The following is a 23411-nucleotide window of genomic DNA, read 5'->3' as shown; positions in this document are numbered from 1 at the left end:
GGCCCGGAACTCAGCACACGGCGGGTTCCGCCTCGGGGCAGGCCTAGCGAAATATTCCGTCCCACGTACCTGCACGGTAGCAACTGTTTTGCTGAAAACAGAGTACGGCAGACTGCACTTCGCACGCCTGGGGCACCTAGTAGCAGAACGCAGCCCTAGCCCGAAGTTGCGCCCAGACTGGCTTACTACCGGATGGCTGGCACCCGCCAGTCGCCCGTATCTTCAGCCACGAGCCACCTACTCTATGACGCAGGAACAACTACGCTTAGCCGATACCACCACCAAAAAAGCCGATTGGAAGAAATTCGGACCCTATTTAACCGAGCGCCAGTGGGGAACAGTACGTGAAGATTATAGCGCCGATGGCAACGCCTGGGACTACATTACCCACGATATGGCGCGCAGCAAAGCGTACCGCTGGGGCGAAGAAGGCCTGGGCGGCATCTCCGACGACCAGCAGCTGCTGTGCTTCGGAGTGGCCCTCTGGAATGGCAAAGACGAAATACTGAAAGAGCGCCTGTTTGGCCTCACCAACGGCCAGGGCAACCACGGCGAGGACGTAAAAGAGCTGTACTATTACCTTGATAGTACGCCCACGCACTCGTACATGCGTATGCTGTATAAGTATCCGCAGCGGGCCTTTCCGTACCGCAAGCTGGTAAAGGAGAATGCCCGCCGCACCCGTCAGGAGCCGGAATACGAACTGCTGGAAACCGACATTTTCAGCAAAAACCGGTATTTCGATGTGTTCATAGAATACGCCAAAGCCGGCCCCGACGACATCCTGATAAAGATTACGGTGCATAACCGAGGCCCCAAAAAAGCCTCGGTGCAGGTGCTGCCTCAGCTCTGGTTTCGCAATACCTGGTCGTGGGGACATGCCGAGGCCAAGCCGGTTTTGCGCGCTACGGGGCCTAGTAGTGTAGTGGCCGAGCACCCGCTGTTGGGTGAGTATCAGCTCTATTGTGATGAAACTCCCACGCTGCTGTTCTGCGAAAACGAAACCAACGGCGCCCGCCTCTACAACCTGCCGGCCAAGGGGTTGCACTTTAAAGATGGCATCAACGACTACGTAGTCAACGGCGACCAGGACGCTATTAACACCGACCAAAAAGGCACCAAAGTAGCGGCTCAGTACCACCTGAATCTGCAGCCGGGCCAGTCGGGGGTAGTGCGCGCCCGTCTGCGCCAGCCGGGCTGTAAGGAGCCGTTTCTGGACTTCGACCACATTTTCGCAGCCCGCAAGCACGATGCCGACGAGTTTTATGACTGCGTGCAGGAAAGCCTACCGCCCGACCCAGACATGCGCAACGTGCAGCGCCAAGCCTTTGCCGGTATGCTCTGGAGCAAGCAGTATTATTACTACGATGTAACCCAGTGGCTGGAAGGCGACCCCTCGGTGCAGACGCCGCCACCCGAACGCCGCAAAGGCCGCAACCGCCAGTGGCGCCACCTGCACAACGCCGATATTGTTTCCATGCCCGATAAGTGGGAGTACCCGTGGTACGCGGCCTGGGACCTGGCTTTTCACTGCATTCCGCTGGCCATGGTCGATTCAGATTTTGCCAAAAATCAGCTTCGCCTGCTCACCCGCGACTCGTATATGCACCCCAACGGCCAGCTGCCGGCCTACGAGTGGAACCTATCCGATGTGAATCCGCCCGTGCACGCCTGGGCTACCTGGCGGGTATACAAAATGGACAAAAAGCTGCGCGACGGCCACGGCGACACGGCTTTTCTGGAGGGCGTGTTCCATAAGCTGGCTCTCAACTTCACGTGGTGGGTAAACCGCAAAGACAAAAGCGAACGAAACATCTTTGAAGGCGGCTTTCTGGGGCTTGACAACATCGGTGTGTTTGACAGAAGCTCCCCGCTGCCTACCGGAGGCTTCATTGAACAGTCGGATGGCACGAGCTGGATGGCCATGTTTGCCCTGAACATGATGCGCATGGCCCTGGAGCTGGCCCGTACCAACCCCGTGTATCAGGATATGGCCGCTAAGTTCTTCGAGCACTTCCTCTACATTGCCGATGCCATGACCCGGGGCGGCGACGGGCTTTTCAACCTCTGGGACGAGGAAGACGGCTTTTACTACGACGTACTTCACACCCCCAACGAGGAGCGCACCATGCTGAAAGTTCGCTCCATTGTAGGATTGATTCCGTTGTTTGCCGTGGAGGTAATTGAGCAGGAGCTGCTAGATGCCATGCCCGAGTTTTCGGCCCGTGCCACCTGGCTGCTTGAAAACCGCCCCCACCTGGCCCAGTTGGTTTCGCGGTGGGAAGAGCCGGGCAAAAGTGCCCGCCACCTGTTGGGGCTACTGCGCCGCTCCCGCCTGAAACGGCTGCTTACCCGCATGCTCGATGAAACCGAGTTTCTCTCTGATTACGGCATCCGGGCCTTGTCCCGCCACCACCTAGAGCACCCCTATGTGTTCAGTACTGAAGTTGATGACTTTGTGGTGCAATACGTGCCCGGCGAGGCTGAAAGCAGCATGTTCGGGGGCAATAGCAACTGGCGCGGCCCCATCTGGTTTCCCATCAATTACCTGATACTGGAGTCGTTGCAGCGGTACCACTTTTACTACGGCGATAGTTTCCAGATTGAGTACCCGACGGGCTCAGGCAAGTTGCTAAATCTACAGGAGGTAGCGGCCGCCCTGGCAGGCCGCCTCACCAAACTGCTGCTGAAGGATGAGAACGGCCGCCGCCCGGCGTTCGGCGATAGTGAGCTACTGCAACATGACCCGCATTTCCAGGATTACCTGCTCTTTCACGAGTACTTCCACGGCGACGACGGCCACGGCCTGGGTGCCAACCACCAAACCGGCTGGACCGGCCTGATTGTGCGTTTGCTGCAAATGCAGGAGGTAGCTGAGCTTAAATAGCACAGTAGCATAGATGCGCTGCTATCGGCGTATTATTTTCCCTAATTCTTGAGCTTGTCTTTTATTAATTCGATCACTAGCTGGTTTTTACTCTCCTGCGCGGCCGTCAGCACCGAATTGCCTTGTTCATCTGAGGCAAGAATATTGGCGCCGTGAGCCAGCAGAAGCTCGACCATTGCTAGGTCGCCTTTGGCTGCAGCGTACATCAGGGCTGTGGACTTAAACCAATCCTTCCACTCCAGTTGGGCCTTGTGCTCTACCAGGAGTTTTACAATCTCTAACGTACTGCCGTTAACCGCCATGGTCAGGGCACTAAACTGAGCTCCTGGCCCAAGTTGCATAACGGAGCTTGGGTCAGCACCTTGGTCTAATAACCTTTCAACCTTTTTGGCATTGTTGTTATGAATAGCTGCGAAAAGATCTTTCGATTTATTCTGTGCAACACTAGTAACTGATAGGGCGAGAATAAACAGTGCAGTGAGTAGAATTCTAGGCATTTGACTACGAAAGGTGAATAAGAGGTACGCAGCTATAAATGTAGGTTCGCTCTAATAATAAACTACAACTGGATGGGGCCATAAACTCCTTTTGGGACTGTAATAGAACGGTTGAAGTAAGAGCAATTAAAAACAATACCACCGGAAACCGCTTTAGGTAGCCTGTTCCTCATCCCCTCACACCCTTTCTCCATGAGCTATCCGAACGCTGTTACGCTTATTGCCTCCGACAATACCCAATTTAACGCCTATACCGCTTTCCCGACCACCGATGGGCCGCACCCCGGCATCATCTTGCTGCAGGAAGCTTTTGGCGTGAACGGCCACATTCGCAACGTAGCTGACCGGCTAGCCCAGGCCGGTTACGTGGTGGTGGCGCCTGAAATTTTCCAGCGTACCGCCGAACCAGGTCTGGAAATACCGTATTCCAATTTTGCGGGAGCCCTGCCGCACTATAACGCCATTACCCCGGAAGGCCTCACGGCCGATGTGCAGGCCTGCTACAACTGGCTTCTAGGCCAGTCGGGTGTGACGGATAAAATCGGCAGCATCGGGTTTTGCCTGGGCGGGCGCGTGTCATTCCTGACGAATGCCGTGCTGCCGCTATCGGCTGGGGTTTCGTACTACGGTGGCGGCACCCACACGCTCACTGACCGGGCCAAAGACCTGCATGCCCCGCACCTGTTCTTCTGGGGTGGCCTAGACGCGCACATTAGCAAGGAGCACATTGCCCAGGTAACGGAGGCCGTAGAGGCGGCCGGCAAGCCCTACATCAACACCGTCATTTCCTACGCCGACCACGGTTTCCATTGCGACGAGCGGCCCAGCTACCACCCCGAAGCCGCCGCTGAAGCCTGGGCCCTAACGCTGGCTTTCTTCAACGATAAGCTACGCTAAGCCAGCTGTTGACCCAATTGATTTCAGAAAAAGCGCCTGACGGAAACGTTAGGCGCTTTTTCGTGCCCAAAAGCGAGCTTTGTTGCCGCTTCAACCCCCTCTGAAATCGGAAACTCGACTTTAACCTGCGCCCACCAGGGTAGGTATAGTGACCTAGGCCATAACGACGGGCCTGCTCACACGATGAAAAAGTACATTCAGCAGTTTTCGCCGGTTTATTTCGCTCTGGTGATGTCTACCGGAATTATATCATTGGCCGCCGATGGCCTGCAATTATCCGCCGTTGCGAAGGGCTTCTTTTACCTGAACCTAGTACTCTATCCAGTGTGCTTCGTGCTGCTGCTGCTGTGGATTGTGCTGAACAGGAAGGAGGTATTGACTGAGCTGACATCTCACAAGAAAGGGGCGCTTTTCCTGGCCTTTGTGCCAGCTACATGCCTGCTCGGCAACCAAGTGGTGCAGTTGCGACAATTCACTGGCCTAGGCAATGCGCTGTGGGTTCTGGCGGCTGTGGCCTGGCTGGTACTGCTCTACAGCTTTCTGATTGGTGTGAGTGTAGGCAAAGAAAAGCCTGCTCTGGAAAAGGGCTTTAATGGCAGCTGGCTGTTACTGGTGGTAGCCACCGAAGCGCTGGCGGTACTAGGTGCCAAGCTGCTGCCGAGCTGGAACGTGGCTCCCGAAGTAAGCACATTTGCTCTGCTAGGCCTGTTTCTGCTCGGAAGCCTGCTGTACGTGGTACTTAGTACGCTACTGTTTTATAGGCTCACCTTCAAGCCGCTGGGCGAGAAGGAGGTAGGAGCAGCCTACTGGATAAGCGTGGGGGCAAGCGCCATCACGGTGCTGGCCGGCTCCAGCCTTGCCACCAGCCTAGCGCAACACCAGGTGCTCCCCGACCTGCTACCTTTTGTGAAGGGAACCAGCTTGCTTTTCTGGGCCGTCAGCACCTTTTGGATTCCTTTGGTGGCGGGCCTGCGCCTCTGGAATCACCTCAAAACTCGCCCGGCCTTCACCTACACTCCTGCCTATTGGAGCATGGTATTTCCGTTAGGCATGTACACAGCTGCTACCCTGCGCCTTTCAGAATCTCTGAAAATCCCGCAGCTGCGAGTTATTCCGGCCAATTTCTTTTACGTAGCCATGCTTGCCTGGCTCCTGACTTTTGGAGGTATGCTTTATCAGTATGCAACTACAGCTGGCAAGCAACAGGAAGCGTGGCGGAGGTTGCCACAAAAAAAGCTCTGCTGCAGAATGCAGCAGAGCTTTCTCTAACTCGTTAAAGTCAACCGAACTGGCTCTAGGCTACTACTAGTGCTTGCGGAGCTGCCTGTTTGATGCGGGCTAGCAGCCAGGCCACCTGCCGCTTGGTTTCGGCCTGAAACTCTGAGCAGGCGGCTTCCAGTTCTTTGTCGCGGAGGGCTAGGGCAGCGTTGCCGATGATGTCCCAGCACAGCTCTACTTCGTTGGCTAGCAGCCATAAGTCGTGCAAGTCGCGGAGTAAGGCCAGGCTGCCATTGCGAGGCTGGCTGAACAGCACCTTTTCCATTTGATTAGGCTCGGGGCTTTCATCGGCGGAGTAACGCACCAGAAAGGGCTGCATATGGCCCTTATGTCGTACCGACCAAGCCGAGAGCTTCCTGCACATCTGCTCAATATCGGGCTCATCTTTATGATGATTGGCTACTTTCTCAAAGGCCTCGGCCAGCTGCTTTTCGCTGTTTTCGACCAGCCCCAGGTAGTTTCCTAGCTTCATGATATCGTGGGTTAGGCTTTGCGAATCCGAACTGCGGCGTACTTGAAGTGCGGCTGCTTGCTAATGGGGTCCCACTCTGTAATGGTCAGCTCGTTGGCCGCCCTAGGCTGCTTGTCTTTATCCCAATAGCCATAATGGAAAGGCATGAACACCAGGCCCGGCTCAATACCCCCAATGCGGGCTGGTTCCACGGCCTTACCCCGCCGCGACTCAACCTCCACCAAATCGCCCTCTCCAATGCCGAAGCGGGCTGCATCTTCCTCTGAGAGCTGCACAAAGCCTTCCGGCGCGGCGTTGTTGAGGGCCCGGGAGCGGCCAGTTTTGGTGCGCGTATGGAAATGATAAACCACGCGGCCCGTGGTAAACCACAAGGGGTAGGCCTTATCGGGTTGCTCGTGGGGCGGCTCGTAGTCAGCGGCTTTAATGAAGGCTTTGCCTTGCGGATCATTCGCCTTATAGGCCTGCGCCTGCTGCTCGGTGCCGGTTTCCAGGTCGTAGCCGAAAGTTTCGCAGTATTCTGGCTGGGTATTGAAAACGTGGTCGGTGTAAAGGTGCTCGGCGCCATCGGGGTACTGCTCATTGCAGGGCCACTGAATGCCAGAGCCTTCGCTTAACTTGGCGTAGCTCATGCCGGAGTAGTCGCAGGGGCGACCTTTACTGCAGACTTTCCAGGCCTCAAAGGCTTCCTCCGGCGTAGTCCAGCTGATGAGCGGCCGCCCATCTTTGTCGCGGAAATCCATGCGGTGGGCATAATCGCAGAAAATGTCAAAGTCGGAGCGGGCCTCACCGGGCGGCAATATGGCTTGATAGGAAATATGAACGGTGCGGTCGGTATTTGTGAACGTACCCGTTTTCTCGCCCCAAATAGCCGATGGTAGCACTACATCGGCGTACTGCGCCGTCTCGGTCATGAAGGCGTCCTGCACGATGATGAACAGGTCCTTCTTCTCCAGAATCTTGCGCAGGCGTGGCAGGTCGGGCATAGATACGGCCGGGTTAGTGGCGCTAATCCAGAGGAGCTTAATGGAGCCCTGTTCGCAATAATGCCAGAGCTGCATAGCATGGGTGGGCGGCGTCCAATGCGGAATAATATCGGGGTCGACGTTCCAAATGCGGGCCAGCTCCTGAATATGCTCGGGGTTGCTCCAGTTGCGGAAGCCCGGCAGGTCGCCATCAGCCCCGCATTCCCGGGTGTTTTGGGAGGTTGGTTGCCCGTTCATCTGCAGGATGGCATTGCCCTTGGAGCCAATTAGCCCCCGAATCAGGTGAATATTGTTGATCTGCACCGCCGCCGCCGTTGCCTGCATCGATTGATATACGCCCTGCAAGGCCGTTGAAACTAGGGTTTTGCAGGTGCCTATGATTAAGGCCGCCGCTAGCAGCTTTTCGGCGGGCACTCCCGTGAGGGCTTCCACCCGCTCAGGAGTCCACTTTTCCACGGTCTTGCGCAGCTCGGCAAAGCCCAATGTGTGTTGCTTGATGAATTCGTGGTCAAGGTGGTCGGCTTCAATCAGTAGATTAAGCAGGCCATTGAGTACGGCAATGTTAGTGCCTACTCGTGGCGCCAGATGCACGGTGGCCTTTTCGGCTGTGTACGTGAGGCGCGGGTCAATAACCACCAGCTGAGGCGGGTTGGGCCCTTCCAGCCGATCAAGAATGCGTGCCCATAACACCGTCTGCTGCGAGGCCATGTTGTGGCCTACGAGCAGCACGGCTTCGGTGGTGTCTAGGTCAGTGTAGGAACCCGGCTGCCCATCGGTGCCGAAAGATATTTTGAGGGCGGCAGCGGCCGTAGCGGTGCACAAGCGGGTGTTACCATCCATGTGCGGAGTGCCCAATCCCGCTTTGCCCAGCACCCCCAGGGTGTAGTATTCCTCAATAAAGAGTTGGCCCGAGGTGTAAAACCCCAATGCACCACTGGTGTGCTCCCGAATTAGGTCTTTGGAGCGCTGCACAATCAGGCTCATGGCCTCATCCCAACTGGCTTCCTGCAGCACCCCATCGCGCCGGATCAGGGGTTTCGTGAGGCGGTCGGGGCTATGATTTGCTACCCAGCCGTGCAGACCTTTGGGCCCCAGGCGACCCTTGTTTACCCGGTCGGCCGCTCGGCCCCGCACACCCACAATCCGGCCTTCCTTCACGCCAATATCCATCCCGCAACCGTTGGAGCACAGCACACACGCCGACTGCACCCAACGCTCGGGCTCTTCCTCGGTGTGCTCATCTACTCGCGCAGGCCACTGGCCTTCGTAGCCAGTGCGCGGTCCCCAGATATCAGTGATGCTATTGCGGGATTCTTCCATACGACATGGTTTTTGGATTGAAGCAGGTTTTGGCAAGAGCAAGCTAGCGAGTAGCAAAGCTTTTAGCGGCTTAATTATGCGTGCTCTTTACATACTACTGCCCTCGTGAACGTAAGGGATAATACGTGCGCGAACGAAAAAATGGCAGGGCATCTACCGCTTATTTTAATTAAATTTTAATCTAAAATATTGCGTTAACGGGCTATAATGGCTGATATGGTTCAGCTTTAGGAACATTACAGGTTGCTGCCTTAGCGTGCCTGATATAGCCATATAACTGACTAGGTACTTGAAACCAAAAGTAGCTGTTAGCTAGGGCGTGTCTATTCTACTACCCTTGTTTACCCGAGTAAGCATAAGTTGTAAATTGTATAAAACGCACAAAGGGGACGGACACTAGTTGTCCGCCCCCTTTGTGACTTACTTGCTGATATCTAACTTATTTGGCTTTAGCCTGAATGAGTTTAATCACATCGGCGTTGCCGCCTTCCTTGGCGTTGGCTAGCACGTCTTTGCCGTCCTTATCTTTGGCCTTGGGGTTAGCGCCGTTGGCGAGCAGGAACTCCACCACATCAAGGCTGCCGTTGGCGGCAGCGGCCATGAGGGCAGTGGTGTTAAAGGAATCTGCTTTCTCGACCTGGGCTTTGTTTTTTACTAGGGCCTTCACCACGTCTAAATGGCCATTGCCAGCCGCCAGAATAAGGAAAGTGGTAGGAAAGCCGGGCATCATTTCCACGGGGGCATTGGCATCAGCGCCGGCAGTGAGCAGGGCATCCACGTCAGCAGCCTTGTTTTTTACAACGGCAGCATACACCTTTTGTGTAGCCGTTTGGGCGTGAGAAAGCGTAGTAGCGGCGAGAAATAGAGTAAAAACGAGAAGAAGTTTTTTCATGCCGGGAAATCCAATTGAAAGAAGAGAATAATCTCAAATGTAAGGCCTTGATGCCGGAATATCCCTATTTCTGCTTCTGATTTACAGCAACGCTACTCAGCTGATTCGTTGAAAACGTTTGGGTGTACCAGCAACATAAGATCAGCCTGTTACTTCTATAAGCTAACTCTTCGAGTCCAACTATTTATAGGGGATTATGTATAATCATTCTAAATAACTTTGGTTGTTACTCGTCTGTAGTGTTCCTTTGTATTGTTTTAGAATAGTTCTAAATAGAAAAAAGTACATGAACACACTGCAACGCCTGGGCCTGACTTCCTCCTTACTGGCCTTTCCTATACTAGTACACGCTCAACAGTCGGCCGCCATTCGGGGCACGGTAACTACAGTGGATGGCAAGCCGGCCGAGGCCGTTACCATTGGCCTGAAGGGCCGCAGCCAGGGCGCCATTACCAACAACCAAGGCCAGTATAGTATTGAGCGCGTGCGCGATGGCCAGTATACGGTAGTTGTGACAGCGGTTGGGTTGAAGTCGGAGGAGAAGCTAGTAACCGTAAGCGGCGGCCAGGCCGTAACGCTGGACTTTACCTTATCGGAAAACGCGGAGCAGCTTCGGGAGGTGATTGTGAACGGCGCCCGCGTGAATCGTTTCGCGCGCAAAAGCAGCGACTACGTTGCCAAAATGCCCCTAAGCAACCTCGAAAACCCGCAGGTGTACGCTACGGTGGGCAAGGAGCTGCTCTCGGAGCAGCTAGTATTTACCGTAGATGACGCCATGCGTAATGCGGTAGGTGTGCAGCGCATGTGGGAAGCCACGGGCCGGGCCGGCGACGGCGGCAGCTTTTACAACAGCCGCGGCTTTATTGTGCAAAGCCAGCTGCGCAACGGCCTGGCCGGCAACGTGACCAGTGATATTGATGCCGTAAACCTGGAAAAGCTGGAAGTTATCAAGGGGCCGTCGGCTACGCTGTTTGGCAGCGCGCTTACTTCCTACGGTGGCCTCATCAACCGCGTGACCAAAAAGCCTTACGAGACCTTTGGCGGCGAAATAGGGGTAGCAGCCGGCAGCTACGGCTTTCACCGCGTGAGCGCCGACGTGAATACGCCACTCAACCCAAGCAAAACGCTGGGCTTCCGCCTGAACTCCGCCTATCAGTACGAGGATAGTTTCCAGAGCGAGGGCTTTGCCAAAAGCTTTGCCGTGGCACCTAGCCTCTCATTTAAGCCCACGGAGCGGCTGAGCATCAACCTCGATGCCGAGCTGTTTCAGGGGCGCAACGTAGGCCGCCAGCTTATCTTTTTCTACTTCCCCTCCACGCAGCTGGGCGCTACCCGTGCCGACGAGCTGAACCTCGACTATAAGAACTCTTACATGGGCAGCGGCCTGGAGCTGAAGACAAGGAGCACCAACGTATTTGGCCAGGTAAACTACCGGCTCTCATCGGCCTTCACGTCATCAACCAACCTTACGTTCAGCCGGAGCTTCTCCGATGGGTTTGGGCCGTATTTCTACCTAGTACCCGATGCCGTGGCCACCGGCAACCCCAACGCGGCACCTGGCGCCAATTACCTCGCCCGCGCCGACCAGTCGACGGGCAACAGCCGCAACACGGTGCTGGAGGCCCAGCAGCTTTTCAACGGCGACTTCCAGGTGGCGGGCCTGCGCAACCGTGTGGTGCTGGGTCTTGATTTCCTGCGGGTTGATTCCGACCAGAACTTCTTCGGCAGCAGCTATGATATAGTGCCCCTAAATGTGCCCGGCTACGACTACACGCAGTTCAACGGCACCAACCAGGGCAATTTGTACAACAGCAAAGACCCCGACTTCACGTACCCCGTAACCACTAAGTCTAACACCTACAGCGCTTTCGTGTCGGATGTGCTGAACCTTACCGATAAGCTGAGCGTGCTGGCGGCGTTGCGTCTTGATCGGTTTGAAAACCAGGGCGGCAAGGTAGGCGGCGAGGTGGCCGCGTACACCCAAACCACGCTCTCGCCCAAATTTGGGGTAGTGTTCCAGCCGCTGAAAGACCGGGTATCGGTGTTTGCCAACTACCAAAACAGTTTCGCCAACCGCAACTCCTATATTGATACCGAGGGCACCGTGCGCAACGCTACGCCGGAGCGCGCCAACCAGTTTGAAACGGGAGTGAAGCTGGATGCCGCCGAGGGCAAGGTGAGCGCCACGGTCAGCTACTATGATATTCGGGTGAAGGACATTCTGCGTCCTACGCCCACGGCTACCATCACGAATGCGCAAACCCAAAACGGCACGCAGCTCAGCAAAGGCGTGGAGCTTAGCCTAATTGCCAACCCCTTCGAAGGCTTTAACGCGGTAGCCGGCTTCAGCTACAACGATTCCGAGCTGACCAGATCAGATGAAACGGTGAACGGGCGCCGCCCCGCCACGGCTTCGTCGCCGTATCTGGCTAACCTGTGGCTAAGCTACCGCGTGCCCGCCAGCGCCCTGAAAGGCTTCGGCTTTGGGGTGGGCGGCAACTACGCCAGCGACAACAAGATTCAGAACACCACCCTCAGCCAGTTTACGCTGCCGGCCTACACTATTTTGAACGCCTCGGTGTTCTATGATCAGCCCAAGTTCCGGATTTCGGGTAAGGTAGATAACCTTACCAACGAGCGGTACTGGATTGGCTACACTACCATGAACGCGCAGAAGCTGCGCAGCTTTGTGGGCAGCGTAGCTTATAAGTTCTAAGTAGCGTATCGGGGCGCTAGGTAGTAAGGGCGGCTAAAGGCAGCTGGGGCACGGTTTCATTCCTAGGCTCGGTTGCAGGAATAAGCCAGAAGCAGTTGCTGTAACGATGAGCAAATTCAGGAAAGCGGTTGGGAAGGTGCACTTGTGGTTGGGGCTGGCCACGGGGCTAGTGGTGTTCATTATAAGCATCACGGGAGCCATCTTCGTCTTTCAGGATGAAATACGCGACCTGATTGAGCCATGGCGTAAGGTACAAGCCCAGGCCACTGCTCCGCTGTTGCCTTCTCGGTTGCAGGCTGCAGCCCTGGCCACCCACCCCGATATTGCCAGCAAGGACACCTGGGTTACCTACTTCGGGGCTGAGCGCACCGCTACCGTTTTCTTTACCACCAAAGCCGGGGCGCCCACGCAGGTGTACCTGAACCCTTACACCGCCGAGGTGCTGCACGAGCACGATCTGCGTACGCACTTCTTCGCTGTTGTGCAGGAAATCCACATGACCTTGCTGCTGCCCGAAGCCCTAGCAAAGTGGGTAGTAGGCGGCTCCGTCATGATTTTTGTGCTGATGCTCGTTACCGGGGTGGTGCTGTGGTGGCCCAAGCGCAAACAGGAGCGTAAGCAGCGCTTTACCATCAAGTGGGGCGCACGGTGGCGGCGCATTAACTACGATCTGCACAACGTGCTGGGCTTTTATGCCGCCAGCATTGGGTTGCTGCTGGCCCTGACGGGGCTGTTCATGATTTTTCCTGCGGTGCTAACCCCCATAGCGTATGTGGCCAACGGCGGGAAAACCTACCCTCAAGACCTGATAACGGCCAAAGTAGACACCTTGCAGCCCGTGGCTGCGGCAGCTCAGCCAGTATCCGATATGATCTACCAGGCCGTACGCCGCCGTTCGCCTCAGGCCGAAATGATTCTGCTGGGTCCCGTTGGTACGGGTAAGGAGCCCGCTCTTTGCTGGAGCTACCAAAAGGCGCTGCACTACTACCACCGCGACGACTACGCTTTTCACCCCGTTTCGGGCCGGGAACTGCAAGCCAGTCTGCACACCACCAAAAGCGCCGGCACCAAGCTCACCGACATGAACTACGACGTGCATACCGGCCAGATTCTGGGCCTGGGTGGTAAAATTATTGCGTTCCTGGCCAGCCTGATTTCGGCGAGCCTCCCCGTAACCGGCACTATTATTTGGTGGGGTCGGCGCAACAAAGCCAAGAAGCCCCGGAAGGTGCAGCCAGTGGCCGCAACGGCCTAACGGCACGTACTGCACATTTACTTTCACAAAAAACGCCCGGCAATAGCTGGGCGTTTTTGTTGAAAGTAAGTAGTGAAAGATGCAGCTTTTTTACGCTGGTACTGTGGCTGGCACTTCCCGGCCCATGCGCTGGGCCATCATGCTGGCCAGAATAATTTGCAGGGCATGATATAGCATAAGAGGTAGTAGGATGAGGCCAGTGGCGGCGGTAGCCGGAAACAGCAGGCTGGCCATCACGCTGCCGTGCACCAATGATTTTTTGGAACCGCAGAACAGAGCTGTAATTCGGTCTTCGCGCGAGAAGCCTAATAGCTGGCTCAATAGCCAAACTACTCCAAAAATGGCTGCGTAAAGCGCTACCATGCCCAAGCCCAGCAACAGCACGTCGCGGAGGGCATAGCTGCTGAATATGCCTTCAGCAAACGACTCGCAGAAGGCCGTAAATACAATCAGCAGAATCACGATTTGATCAGACATGCGAAGCTTGCCTTTGTGCTGCTCGGCAAAGGCCCCAAATCGGTGGTTAAGCACTACGCCCGCTACCACGGGTACAATTACCTGCCAGGTAAGGCTGATGGCTAGGCCCCAGAGCTGGCTTCCATCGGCGGAAGTATTCAGAAACAGGCTGGCCCAAAGCGGCGTCAGGAAAATGCCGAGCAGGCTGCTAATACTGGCGTTGAAAATAGCGGCTGGTAGGTTGCCACGCGCAATGCTCACCATTACCACAGAAGTAGAAACTGTGCTGGGCAACGTGCACAGAAAGAAGATGCTTTGCCAGAGCTGTTCGCCCTTCAGGCCTTCAAACAAAGGCCGCGCTACCAGTGCCAGCGCCGGAAACACCACAAACGTAATGAGCTGCACCACCACATGAAGGCGCCAGTTGCGCAATCCGGCTTTCAGCTTCTCGAGGCTCAGGCGCAGGCCGTAAAAGAAGAAAATGAGCGCCACACCCGCCGTCGTAATTGCTTTCCAAGGAATAGGGCTGGTTTTACTACCTACCTGCGGAATAAAATAGGCCAGCAGCACTGCCCCAATCAGCCCTAGCAGAAACCAGTCGAGCAACCCGGCCCTGCGCAGTAAGGCTACAAAGCGGTTATCAGAGGAAGGGGGCGGTGTTACTGGAACCTGGGTAGCGGGCTGACTCATGGCGGCAAAATAAAAGCGTCAGACTAAAGTGGCCTGACGCTTTCAAAAAATACGGGGTAGTAAGCTGCGGGTTTAGCGCCGCCGTGGGCCTAGGCGGTTATGCCCACCAATTTAGCTTGTTTGCGGCGCTGCTTGCGCAGGCGGTTCAGCCACAAAATAGTGCCGGTTATAGGAAAGGTAAAGCCTAGTACACACACTATTAAGCCAATGATTTTGGATGGCAACCCGAACACGGCGCCCGTGTGTATGGGCTTGAACATGCCCCGTACGCGCTGGCCCAAGTTGCGCTGCTCATAGGTTTGCTGGCTGAGCACCTGCCCCGAGTACTGATCGAGGTACACTTCATCGGTGGCATTTTCTGACACTGCATTGGGCCGCAACGTAGCGACCCGGATGCTGCCGGTTGCTTCTTTGGGGAGCTGTAGCGTGTAGTAAACCGCATTGGGGGCTAGCTCCCGGGCGCGGGCCAGAGCCGCATCGGGCGAAAGGCTAGGGGGAGTAGCCAAAGCAGTTTCCAGAGCCGCTGGAGCTTCCACCGGAACCGCTGGCACAGCCGTACCAGGCACTACCGAAACCGGGGGCTCGGGGCGTTGCATGGGGGAGTTGGTAACGGCATAAATACCTTTGTTAAACCACTCAAACGACCACGCTAAGCCAGTAAACGCAAACACGAATAGGAACAGCGCTGAGTAGAAACCCAGCACAATGTGCAAATCGTGGTTGAGGCGTTTCCAGCCGCCGCTCCATTTCACTTGCAGGCGCTGCTTCATGGCCTTGCGCGTGGCGGGCCACCACAGCACAATTCCCGTCCCGATGATGAACAGGAACATAACCGTGCTTACGCCCACAATCAGCTTCCCGATGGCGCCGCCCACCATGCCGCGGTGCAGAGCCATCATCGTGAAGAAGAAGGTTTCGCGGTAGTTCAACTCGCCGGTTACGGAAGCCGTGTAGGGGTTCACGAACACCTTCGGGCCACCACCGCCTTCGCCGCCACCTTTACCGCCTTTGGCTTTTTCCTCGCCTCCTTTGCCCGCTTTGCCTTCTGGCTGCTGGGCACTGCCGCTGCCTTCTTTAGCCGGTGTATCAGCGCCTGCGCGGGCACCCTCCTTTCGCTCACCACCGGGGCCTCCCGGGGTACCTGCTAGGCTGAACTCCACGGTGCGCGTGGGATCAGCATATACCTTCACGCCCGTGATTTTGGCGTCGGCTTTGTAGGCTTTTACGGCATCAGTAAGCTGGTTGAGCGGCAGGGCAGGGGTAGTAGCCTGAGCTACAAAGTAGCGCTCGGGGTGCCAGGCTTGCTCCAGCTCTTTTTCAAATACTAACACCCCACCCGTCAGGCAAACCACGGCAATGATCAACCCTGAAACTAGACTGAGGTACAGGTGAATGTTGCGAAAGAAAATTTTCATGTCAGGCTAAGAAATACAGACCACAATGTCGGTCGAAAACCCGGAAGGTTGCCAGTTGCAGCTGACGATTTCCGGGTTTTCTGGTCACTCACACGTTATTTCCACGGCAGCATATGCTGCTTTGGGTTGAAGCTCTTACAGGCGGTAGCCCAGGGTAGCAGCAAAGTTACGGGGGGCAATGGGGTTCACGCTATTGTCGTCATGGAGGTTGTAGCTGAGCTCGTTGAGCAGATTGGCTACCTTCACCCGCACCGAAAACCGGTCGTAGGTGTAGCCCAACGAGGCATCTAGCTGCAGGTAATTGGGCACGGCAATCAGTTTGAAGGCATCCGACACCGGGTTGCCACTGGCATCTACCCACGGCTCGCCGGTGGCAGGGTTTACTTGGCGGTTGTTGCGGCCGGCCAGTCGGTCGCCAATGTAGTAGGTGGTTACGCCAGCGGTGAGACCTCGCAGGAATGCGGTTTCGCCGAAGGCACTACCGAAATTGTAGAACAAACTCAGGTTAGCCGTATGCGCTGGGTTGTAGCGCAGGCGGCTGCCGTTTTCGTAAATGTTGCTGTTGGTGTAGGCCGTGTTGTTGTAGCTGTAGCCGGCAATAAACGACAAGCCATACAACGGCCGGCTCTGGATGTCAACCTCCACGCCTTTGCTGGTTACCTCACCGGCCAACTCCTGCGGATTCACCTTGTTAGCGGCTGTTGCAATGCGCGAATCGTTCGGTAGCACCGTCTGAATCTGGTTGCTGTTCACGATGTGGTAGGCCGTTACGTTGGCCGACAGCGCGCCTTTGAACAGGTCGTTTTTGATGCCTACCTCATACTGATCAATGATGGAAGGTGGCAAGGGCTGGGCATTGAGGTCAAGCACCGTGTTGCCCTGGGGCGTAAACGAGTTCGAGTAAGAAGCAAACAGCGCCGTGGTTTTCATTGGCTGATACACTAGGCCCAAGCGCGGTGAGAAGGCGCTATCGAAGCGGCGGTTCTCCTTCACGGTGGTGGTAACGGCGTAGGTGTACACGTCGCTGGGCGTTTCTTGGTAGCTCCAGCGCAGGCCGGCCAGCACCTTTACTTTCTCACTTACGCTAAGCAAATCCTGCACGTAAAAGCCAGCGCGGCGGGTGTTGCCCAGCGTGCGGGTGTTGCGGCGCAGTTCCTCGTAGCTGCTCACGGCTTTGGCCGGCGCGCCCAGCACCCGGCTGCGGTCAAACACGTTAATGGAGTCGTAGGCCTGCGTTACGTGGGTTAAGGTGTTCGACTGATACTGGTCAGCATCGGCGCCTACTAGCACGGTGTGGCCCAGAAACCCGGTGCGGAACTGGCCGGTCAAATCAAGCTGGGCCAGAAAGTAGTTTTCGGCCGTGATGGTGCGCTGCAGGCTGCGGCCCCAGTCGCCATACAACGAGGGCTTGGTGTGCGCGGGCACTCTTGGCGTGGTGGCCGTGGCTTTTTGCTCGGGCATGGTGCCATTGTTGATGCCTACGGGGCGGTTGGCGCTGCGCAACTCATTGTCGTAGCGCTGAAAGCCGGCCACTCCTTTAATCTGCCACGTATCGTTCAGGCGGCTGGTAAGGGTAGCGGTGGTGCTAGTTTGGTTGGTGGCGTTGCGGGCGCCCGGCGCATTCAGGAACCGGCTGCGCGATTTCAGAATCGTGTAGTCGATGGCACCAATACCGAAATCGGGCGTGCGGTTGTCGCGCAGGTAGTCGCCTTCCAGCACTAGGGTGGTGTTGGGCGTCAACTCAAACAGCAGCGAAGGGTTCACGTACACGCGGTCTGACTTCACTTCGTCGCGGTAGCTGTTGCCTTGCTCGTAGGTGCCGTTCAGGCGGAAGGCTACTTTTTCGCTGTTGCCTACGGCGCCGTACACATCTACTAGGGGCTTCCAGAAGCCAAAGCTGCCTACGCGCAGGCCCAGCGAGCCGCCGCGCTCAAACTGTGGCTTTTTGGTTATGAGGTTCAACACTCCGCCGGCGGCCACGTTGCCATACAGGATAGCGGCGCTGCCTTTCAGCACTTCCATGCGCTCCAGAGAGCTGGCCTCGGGCATCACGCCGTTGTTGAAGCGCACGCCGTTTTTAAAGGTGTTATTGCTGCCGTAGGCAAAACCGCGGCTGCCCAGCTCTTCCTGCGTGCCGCCGGTGGTGCTGGTTACGTACACGCCACTCACGTTTACTAGGGCATCAGAGAGGCGCAACACTTGCTGCTGCTCCAGCACCTGGCGCTCTACGGTAACGGCGCTCTGGGGCAAATCGAGGGAGGCAACCGGAAGCTTGCTGACGCTGGTAGGGCGCTCATTGAGGCTCCGGTTGCCGGTTATCTTTACTTCGCTGAGCTGCTCGCTGCTTTGCGCTAGGGTAAAAGCGGGTACTGGGGTGGTTTCGCCGGCCGTAACCGTTACCGGAATTTCCTGCGAAATGTAGCCCAGGCTGCTGATAACCAGGTGGTAAGTACCAGCCGGAGCCGAAAGCCGGAAGGTGCCATCGGTGCTGGTCATGGTCCCGAACGCCGTGCCTTTCAGGGCTACCGTTACCCCCTCTACTGGCTTGCCTTCGCTATCCTTCACTACGCCGGCCAGCCGGCCCCGCTGCGCTGTGTCGTCGCCGTGCTTGGTAGTAGGGGTAAGAACATCTCCGGCAGTGGTAAAAGCAGGAGTTGCAACGGTTGATAATGGAAGAGATAAGAGTAGCAGGAGGGGAAGAGGTCGGGGCATGGAAAGTGCGTATCGGGTAGCGTTGCGTAGATTGATGTAGAGTAATGCAAAGCTCGTGTCTATTTAGAATGATTCAAAATATCTATTTAGAAAAATTCTATATTAATGCTATGGTCCGTGTAGCTCAGTGCTTTACCCATGGAGATATTTCATGCTAGCTTCCTGGAAATAAAAAAAGCCCGACCTGAGCCGGGCTTTAAAGGGAAAGGCAACCTAGTAGTATGGGACAGAAGCAGCCCCGGTTGGTAAGCTGTCGGCACCTAGTGCACCAAGCTACCCTGCTGAGCTACTAGCTTCTGCGGCAGTGCAAAGGCATCAGCCAGCAGCTCGTAAGAGCGCAGGCGGTCATCGTAGTCGTGGGTGATGGTGACGGCTACTACTTCATCTACTTTATAGTCGGCCGCTAGCGCCAGCAAGTCAGCCTTCACTTTATCCGGAGTGCCGCTAATGATGCGCTTATGATGATATACCAGACGGGCCTGCAAATCGGCAGAAAGCGCTTTGGTGTTGGCCTTTTCCACGGCATCAATAGGCGAGTAGTTGCCGGTTTCCAGCTTCAGCATTTGCAGCGCCAGGTTATCAGCCAGGGCCTGCGCGTGCGTGGCGGTATCAGCGCACACTACAAATATGGCCACGTTGGCTTCTGGCGCCGCTAGCTCCGGCGAAGGCTGAAACCGGTCGCGGTAGAGCTGCATAAGCTTGGGGCCGCTGTTGGGGTTGATGAAGTGCGCAAACGAGAAAGCCGCACCTACATGAGCAGCAAACAGGCCACTTTGCCCGCTCGAGCTCAGCAGCCAAAGCTCCGGCTGCGTATCAATGAAAGGGGCCGCTTTTACGTTGGTATGGATGGTATCGGGCACTACCTCATTGCGCAGGTACGCCCGCAAATCCATCAGCTGTTCGGCAAAATCCTCGTCGCTGAAGGTGTTGTGCGGATTCAGGGCGTGAGCCGTTACGCGGTCGGAGCCGGGGGCGCGGCCAATGCCCAGGTCGATGCGGCCAGGATAGAGGGTTTCCAGTAGCCGGAAGTTTTCGGCCACTTTCAGGGAAGAATAGTGGGGCAGCATCACACCCCCTGAGCCCAGCCGAATGCGAGAAGTTTCGGCCCCCAGGCGGGCTAGCAGCACCTCCGGCGCCGAGCCCGCCAGCGTGTTGGTATTGTGGTGCTCCGACACCCAGAAACGCGTGAAACCCAGCCGGTCGGTGAGGCGGGCCAGCTCAATGGTATGTTGCAGAGCCTCGCGCGGGGTGCGGCCCACCGGTACCGGCGACTGATCCAGCACGCTCACGCGCAACGTTGAGGAAGTATTCATGGCAGAAAAAGGAATAGCCTTACTAACCACCTGTTGGCCGCGGAAGTTTACGGCTCCTTGTCTATCGTGTAAAGTCTTGGCCGGTCAGGCAGGCAGCTTTACTTGAAATCGAGGGCTAGTAGTGCTACTGTAAATCACTAACGCTTGATGTGGATTCCTACTCGGAATGCCCCTTGCCGTAGCGTACCTTCGCGGCCGCATGATTTCGACCCTTACTCTCGCGCTGCTGTGCGTATTTGCCTTTTTGGCGGGCCTAATTGACGCCATTGTGGGCGGCGGCGGCCTCATTCAGCTGCCTGCCATGCTGGTGCTGCTTAAAGATACCGGCGTGCCGGTGCCCACCATTCTGGGTACGGGCAAGGTTTCTTCCCTGATGGGAACGGCGGCGGCCTTGCGACGCTATGCCGGGCAGGTGCCCATTCAATGGCGAGCAGTAGGCACCGCTGCCGCAGTAGCGGGCGTGTTTTCGTTTCTGGGGGCGCGGGTAGTAAGTAAGCTGCCGCAGGAGCTGCTGCCTCCGCTAGTACTAGGGCTGCTGGTGGTTATTGCCATCTACACGTTCTGGCGCAAAGATTTCGGCTCTCTACATGCCCCCAGGCTTTCAGCCAAGCGCGAGCCCGTATATGGCGCCCTTGTCGGGATGCTGATTGGCTTTTATGACGGCTTTTTTGGGCCGGGCACGGGCTCTTTTCTGCTGTTTGCCTTCGTAGGTTTGTTCGGCTACGACTTCATCACGTCCTCGGCGTCGGCCAAGCTGGTAAACGTGGCTACCAACCTGGCGGCCCTGGCGTACTTCGCGTACACCGGCCAGATTCTGTGGGCGGTGGCCTTGCCCATGGCAGTCAGCAACATCATCGGCTCCACGTTGGGGGCGCATCTGGCCCTGCGCCACGGCACCGGCTTCGTCCGGATTCTCTTTCTGGTGGTAGTAGGCGGCTTTATCGTGAAGCTGGGAATTCAGGTGCTCGGATAACGCCCAAAACGCCAGCGGAGAGTTGGATGGCGTTGCAGGCCTAGTAGCGCAACACCATCCAACTCTCCACTGCTGGTAGCTAATATCCGGTAGTCTATTCCTCGTAGCGGCTGCCCAGGCCGGGTGCGGCGTTGCCCTGCGCGCCTTGCGTGCTCGGAACGCCCATCTTCTCTTCGCGCTTGCGCTGATATTTATCAAACTGCTGCGCCGAGAGGGTTTCCTTCAGCATCGAGAGGCGCGACTGTCCGATGTCATCCACTACGGCGGCCATTTTACGCACGTCCTGGCGGTATTTCTGGCGGGCAGTTTCCACGCAGCGTACGCTGATCAGGTTAATCTGGCGCACTTTCTCCACTTGCTGCGGATTCAGGCCTAGGGCCTTCTGCATGTTATCGGTAAGCGCATTGGCGCGGGCTTCAATTTGCGCCGGATTGGGTGCCGCCGCGGGCCGTGCGGTCGCCGGAGCGGTTGTAGCTGGTTTGGGCTTCGGCTTAGCCGCGGTGGTTTGGGCAAGCAGGGCCGTAGGCGCAGCCAGGAAAAGCAGGGAAGCGAGCAAAGAAGTTTTCATGCAGAGGAAAAGCAAAAAGATGGGGCAGCGAGATAAAAGTACGCGGCCGAAACTTTCAGACAGTAAAGATGATGCCAGAATAGCAATCTGCCATCGACAACGCGCAAACTCCGGATAGTATTCCGCCGGAAGCAGAAATTCTGTCTGGGGCCGCGCGTAACCTTTCCGGGTAGGTTTCCATACAGGAGGTAGTACTTCGTCTCCGTTATCAACCTAGCGTATGAAACCTGAAACCCGTAATACTCTACTAGCTGCTGCCGCTGGTGCGGTAGGCCTGTTGGCTGCCACCTTCTATTCCAACCGCCGCGGCAGCTACAACCTTACCGGGCGCGTGGTGCTTATTACCGGCGGCTCGCGCGGCCTGGGCCTGATTTTAGCCCGCCAAGCCATTGCAGAAGGTGCCAAAGTAGCCATCTGTGCCCGCGACGCCGAGGAGCTGGAGCGTGCCCGTCAGGAGCTGGCTCAGGACGGGGCCGAAGTACTAGCCCTCGTGCGCGACCTAACCAACGCCGAGCAAGTTCAGACTCTGGTAGCCGAAGTGCAGCGCACGCTGGGAAGTATTGATGTGCTCATCAACAATGCCGGTATCATCACGGCGGGCCCTCTGGATAACATTGAACTGCGCGACTACCAGGATTCCATGGATACTCACTTTTGGGCTCCGCTACACGCCATGCAGGCCGTGCTGCCCGCTATGCGCCGGCGCGGCGAAGGCCGCATCGTCAATATTGCGTCTGTGGGGGGGAAGGTGCCTGTACCGCACCTGGCGCCCTATTGTGCCAGTAAGTTTGCCCTCGTGGGCCTCTCTGAAAGCTTCCGCGCCGAGCTGCTTCAGCATGGTATTCAGGTGACAACAGTTTGCCCAGGGCTTATGCGAACCGGCAGCGCCCGAAATGCCATTGTAAAAGGCCAGCACAAGAAGGAGTATGCGGCCTTTATCATTGCTGACTCCTTGCCAGTGCTTTCTATTGATGCAGATAGCGCTGCCCGCCAGATCTGGAATGCCTGCCGCCGCGGCGATGCGGAAGTCATCCTGAGCGTACCCGCCAAAATGCTGTCGGCCTTCCATGGCCTGTTTCCGGGTACTACTACTGATGTACTCAGCTGGGTAAACCGGACCTTGCCCCGCTCCGGCGGCCCCCTCGGCGACGAGCGGCGCTGGGGCTACGAAAGCGAATCGGAAGCCAGCAAGTCGTGGCTGACGCCCCTCACCCGTAAAGCCGAAATTCAAAACAACGAGCTGTAAAACAATCAGCTGTTTGCAGCTAGCGCCTTTTTACTGTTGCCAAGAGGTCTGTAAAAACCAAGAGCGCCCGGCGTGGAAGCCGGGCGCTCTTGGTTTCTCATCGGCTGCAAAAAGCTTAGCGCGAGAAAACGGACGTATAAGTAGTAACCCCTTTGTCGCCGGCCTGGGTCAGCTTGATGCGCAGCGTAGTGCTGGTGAGCTGCTCTACGGCGAAACGACGGGTAACATTAGGCTGGGCAATAGTAAGCGAGTCGCCGGAAAGCTTCCAAGAACCAGTAATTTGCTGAGGAGCTTCGGGGTGCGCCTTTATGGCTGCCTCATCCAAAATGTAAGAACCATCAGCCTTGAACGTATGCAAGTTGTCGCTCTGGGCGGCTTTCAAGCGGGGTAACATATCGATAGCCGGAGTTGCGGCAGCGCCAGCAGCCGTCGTGGACAGCGTTAGGCCGGACAAGTGCCACTGACCAGCAGTCAGCAACTCGGATTTAGACTGAGCGTTAGTAGCGGCAGCGGCCACTTCCTGGGCAGGATCCTTAATTTCTTCTATTTCTTTCTCGCATGAGGAGAATACTAGGGTAGATGCTAGCAAGCTCAGGAATACGGGCAGTTTCTTCATGAAAACGGTTTTTGGTGATTGTGCAACAACACGCTTCGAGGCGTAGTACTTCTGCGGCATATGCCTCACTTTTAATGTCCAACTTCTCTACTACTGGGCTGCCGGGTGGCTTCCGCTGATGCAAATCTAAATAATTATAAATCATACTGGTTCAGGGGGTTGTGAAGAAAAGTAGATTTTTACCACCATGTATACTTATGTTGCAAAAAACAGCGTATTTTCTTG

The 23411-nt window shown here is 56.3% G+C and carries 17 protein-coding genes; 7 read left to right on the top strand and 10 right to left on the bottom strand.

Going from position 1 to position 23411, the window contains the following annotated elements; genetic code table 11:
- Positions 1-244 precede the first annotated feature (244 nt).
- A complete protein-coding gene (locus ACYVHC_RS13980; protein WP_460614373.1) occupies positions 245-2887 on the top strand; it encodes a glucosidase family protein in 2643 nt (880 codons plus the stop codon).
- Positions 2888-2928: 41 nt separating this feature from the next.
- Here the strand turns inward: ACYVHC_RS13980 and ACYVHC_RS13975 are convergent, their stop codons facing one another.
- A complete protein-coding gene (locus tag ACYVHC_RS13975; RefSeq protein WP_460614372.1) occupies positions 2929-3384 on the bottom strand; it encodes an ankyrin repeat domain-containing protein in 456 nt (151 codons plus the stop codon).
- A 192-nt stretch (positions 3385-3576) separates the two neighbouring features.
- Between ACYVHC_RS13975 and ACYVHC_RS13970 the strand changes: the two genes are divergently transcribed.
- Both ACYVHC_RS13970 and ACYVHC_RS13965 read left to right on the top strand, forming a co-directional pair.
- A complete protein-coding gene (locus ACYVHC_RS13970) occupies positions 3577-4281 on the top strand; it encodes a dienelactone hydrolase family protein (protein WP_460614371.1) in 705 nt (234 codons plus the stop codon).
- Between the two features lie 183 nt (positions 4282-4464).
- Positions 4465-5550 carry a tellurite resistance/C4-dicarboxylate transporter family protein gene (locus ACYVHC_RS13965; protein ID WP_460614370.1) on the top strand — a complete coding sequence of 362 codons (1086 nt, stop codon included), beginning with the start codon at positions 4465-4467 and terminating at the stop codon, positions 5548-5550.
- A 25-nt stretch (positions 5551-5575) separates the two neighbouring features.
- On the opposite strand, the gene ACYVHC_RS13960 is transcribed toward ACYVHC_RS13965, so the two are convergent.
- The 3 genes from ACYVHC_RS13960 to ACYVHC_RS13950 form a co-directional block, all read right to left on the bottom strand.
- Positions 5576-6031, bottom strand: coding sequence for a molybdopterin oxidoreductase (locus ACYVHC_RS13960; RefSeq protein ID WP_460614369.1), 456 nt, complete (start codon positions 6029-6031; stop codon positions 5576-5578).
- 11 nt (positions 6032-6042) lie between these two features.
- A complete protein-coding gene (locus ACYVHC_RS13955; protein ID WP_460614368.1) occupies positions 6043-8334 on the bottom strand; it encodes a molybdopterin oxidoreductase family protein in 2292 nt (763 codons plus the stop codon).
- A 439-nt stretch (positions 8335-8773) separates the two neighbouring features.
- Positions 8774-9226, bottom strand: a complete 453-nt coding sequence (locus tag ACYVHC_RS13950; protein WP_460614367.1) for an ankyrin repeat domain-containing protein — start codon at positions 9224-9226, stop codon at positions 8774-8776.
- Between the two features lie 286 nt (positions 9227-9512).
- Between ACYVHC_RS13950 and ACYVHC_RS13945 the strand changes: the two genes are divergently transcribed.
- Together ACYVHC_RS13945 and ACYVHC_RS13940 are read left to right on the top strand one after the other, a co-directional pair.
- Entirely contained in the window at positions 9513-11942 is a 2430-nt protein-coding gene (locus ACYVHC_RS13945) for a TonB-dependent receptor domain-containing protein (protein WP_460614366.1), read from the top strand.
- 106 nt (positions 11943-12048) lie between these two features.
- Positions 12049-13197, top strand: coding sequence for a PepSY-associated TM helix domain-containing protein (locus ACYVHC_RS13940; protein ID WP_460614365.1), 1149 nt, complete (start codon positions 12049-12051; stop codon positions 13195-13197).
- A 90-nt stretch (positions 13198-13287) separates the two neighbouring features.
- Here the strand turns inward: ACYVHC_RS13940 and ACYVHC_RS13935 are convergent, their stop codons facing one another.
- The 4 genes from ACYVHC_RS13935 to ACYVHC_RS13920 all read right to left on the bottom strand — a co-directional run bounded on the left by ACYVHC_RS13935 (position 13288) and on the right by ACYVHC_RS13920 (position 19783).
- Complete coding sequence (locus tag ACYVHC_RS13935) at positions 13288-14343, bottom strand: bile acid:sodium symporter family protein (RefSeq protein ID WP_460614364.1); 1056 nt, start codon at positions 14341-14343, stop codon at positions 13288-13290.
- An 89-nt stretch (positions 14344-14432) separates the two neighbouring features.
- Positions 14433-15758, bottom strand: a complete 1326-nt coding sequence (locus ACYVHC_RS13930; protein WP_460614363.1) for a PepSY-associated TM helix domain-containing protein — start codon at positions 15756-15758, stop codon at positions 14433-14435.
- A gap of 135 nt (positions 15759-15893) precedes the next feature.
- Complete coding sequence (locus ACYVHC_RS13925; RefSeq protein WP_460614362.1) at positions 15894-18470, bottom strand: TonB-dependent siderophore receptor; 2577 nt, start codon at positions 18468-18470, stop codon at positions 15894-15896.
- Positions 18471-18730: 260 nt separating this feature from the next.
- Positions 18731-19783: an LLM class flavin-dependent oxidoreductase gene (locus tag ACYVHC_RS13920; RefSeq protein ID WP_460614361.1), complete on the bottom strand. Its 1053-nt coding sequence runs from the start codon at positions 19781-19783 to the stop codon at positions 18731-18733.
- A 199-nt stretch (positions 19784-19982) separates the two neighbouring features.
- Here ACYVHC_RS13920 and ACYVHC_RS13915 point away from each other — a divergent pair, with 199 nt between their 5' ends.
- On the top strand, positions 19983-20756 hold the full coding sequence (locus ACYVHC_RS13915) for a sulfite exporter TauE/SafE family protein (RefSeq protein ID WP_460614360.1): 774 nt from the start codon (positions 19983-19985) through the stop codon (positions 20754-20756).
- A 94-nt stretch (positions 20757-20850) separates the two neighbouring features.
- Here the strand turns inward: ACYVHC_RS13915 and ACYVHC_RS13910 are convergent, their stop codons facing one another.
- A complete protein-coding gene (locus ACYVHC_RS13910) occupies positions 20851-21324 on the bottom strand; it encodes a hypothetical protein (protein WP_460614359.1) in 474 nt (157 codons plus the stop codon).
- 220 nt (positions 21325-21544) lie between these two features.
- Between ACYVHC_RS13910 and ACYVHC_RS13905 the strand changes: the two genes are divergently transcribed.
- Positions 21545-22570 (top strand): SDR family NAD(P)-dependent oxidoreductase, encoded by a 1026-nt coding sequence (locus ACYVHC_RS13905; RefSeq protein WP_460614358.1) that lies wholly within the window; start codon positions 21545-21547, stop codon positions 22568-22570.
- A gap of 115 nt (positions 22571-22685) precedes the next feature.
- Here ACYVHC_RS13905 and ACYVHC_RS13900 read toward each other — a convergent pair whose 3' ends face one another.
- Complete coding sequence (locus tag ACYVHC_RS13900; protein ID WP_460614357.1) at positions 22686-23186, bottom strand: DUF5004 domain-containing protein; 501 nt, start codon at positions 23184-23186, stop codon at positions 22686-22688.
- Between the last annotated feature and the right edge of the window lie 225 nt (positions 23187-23411).

The sequence above is a fragment of the Hymenobacter seoulensis genome (assembly GCF_054780535.1).
Note: the sequence above shows the minus strand (reverse complement) of the source record. Positions and strands in the feature narration are given on the sequence as shown.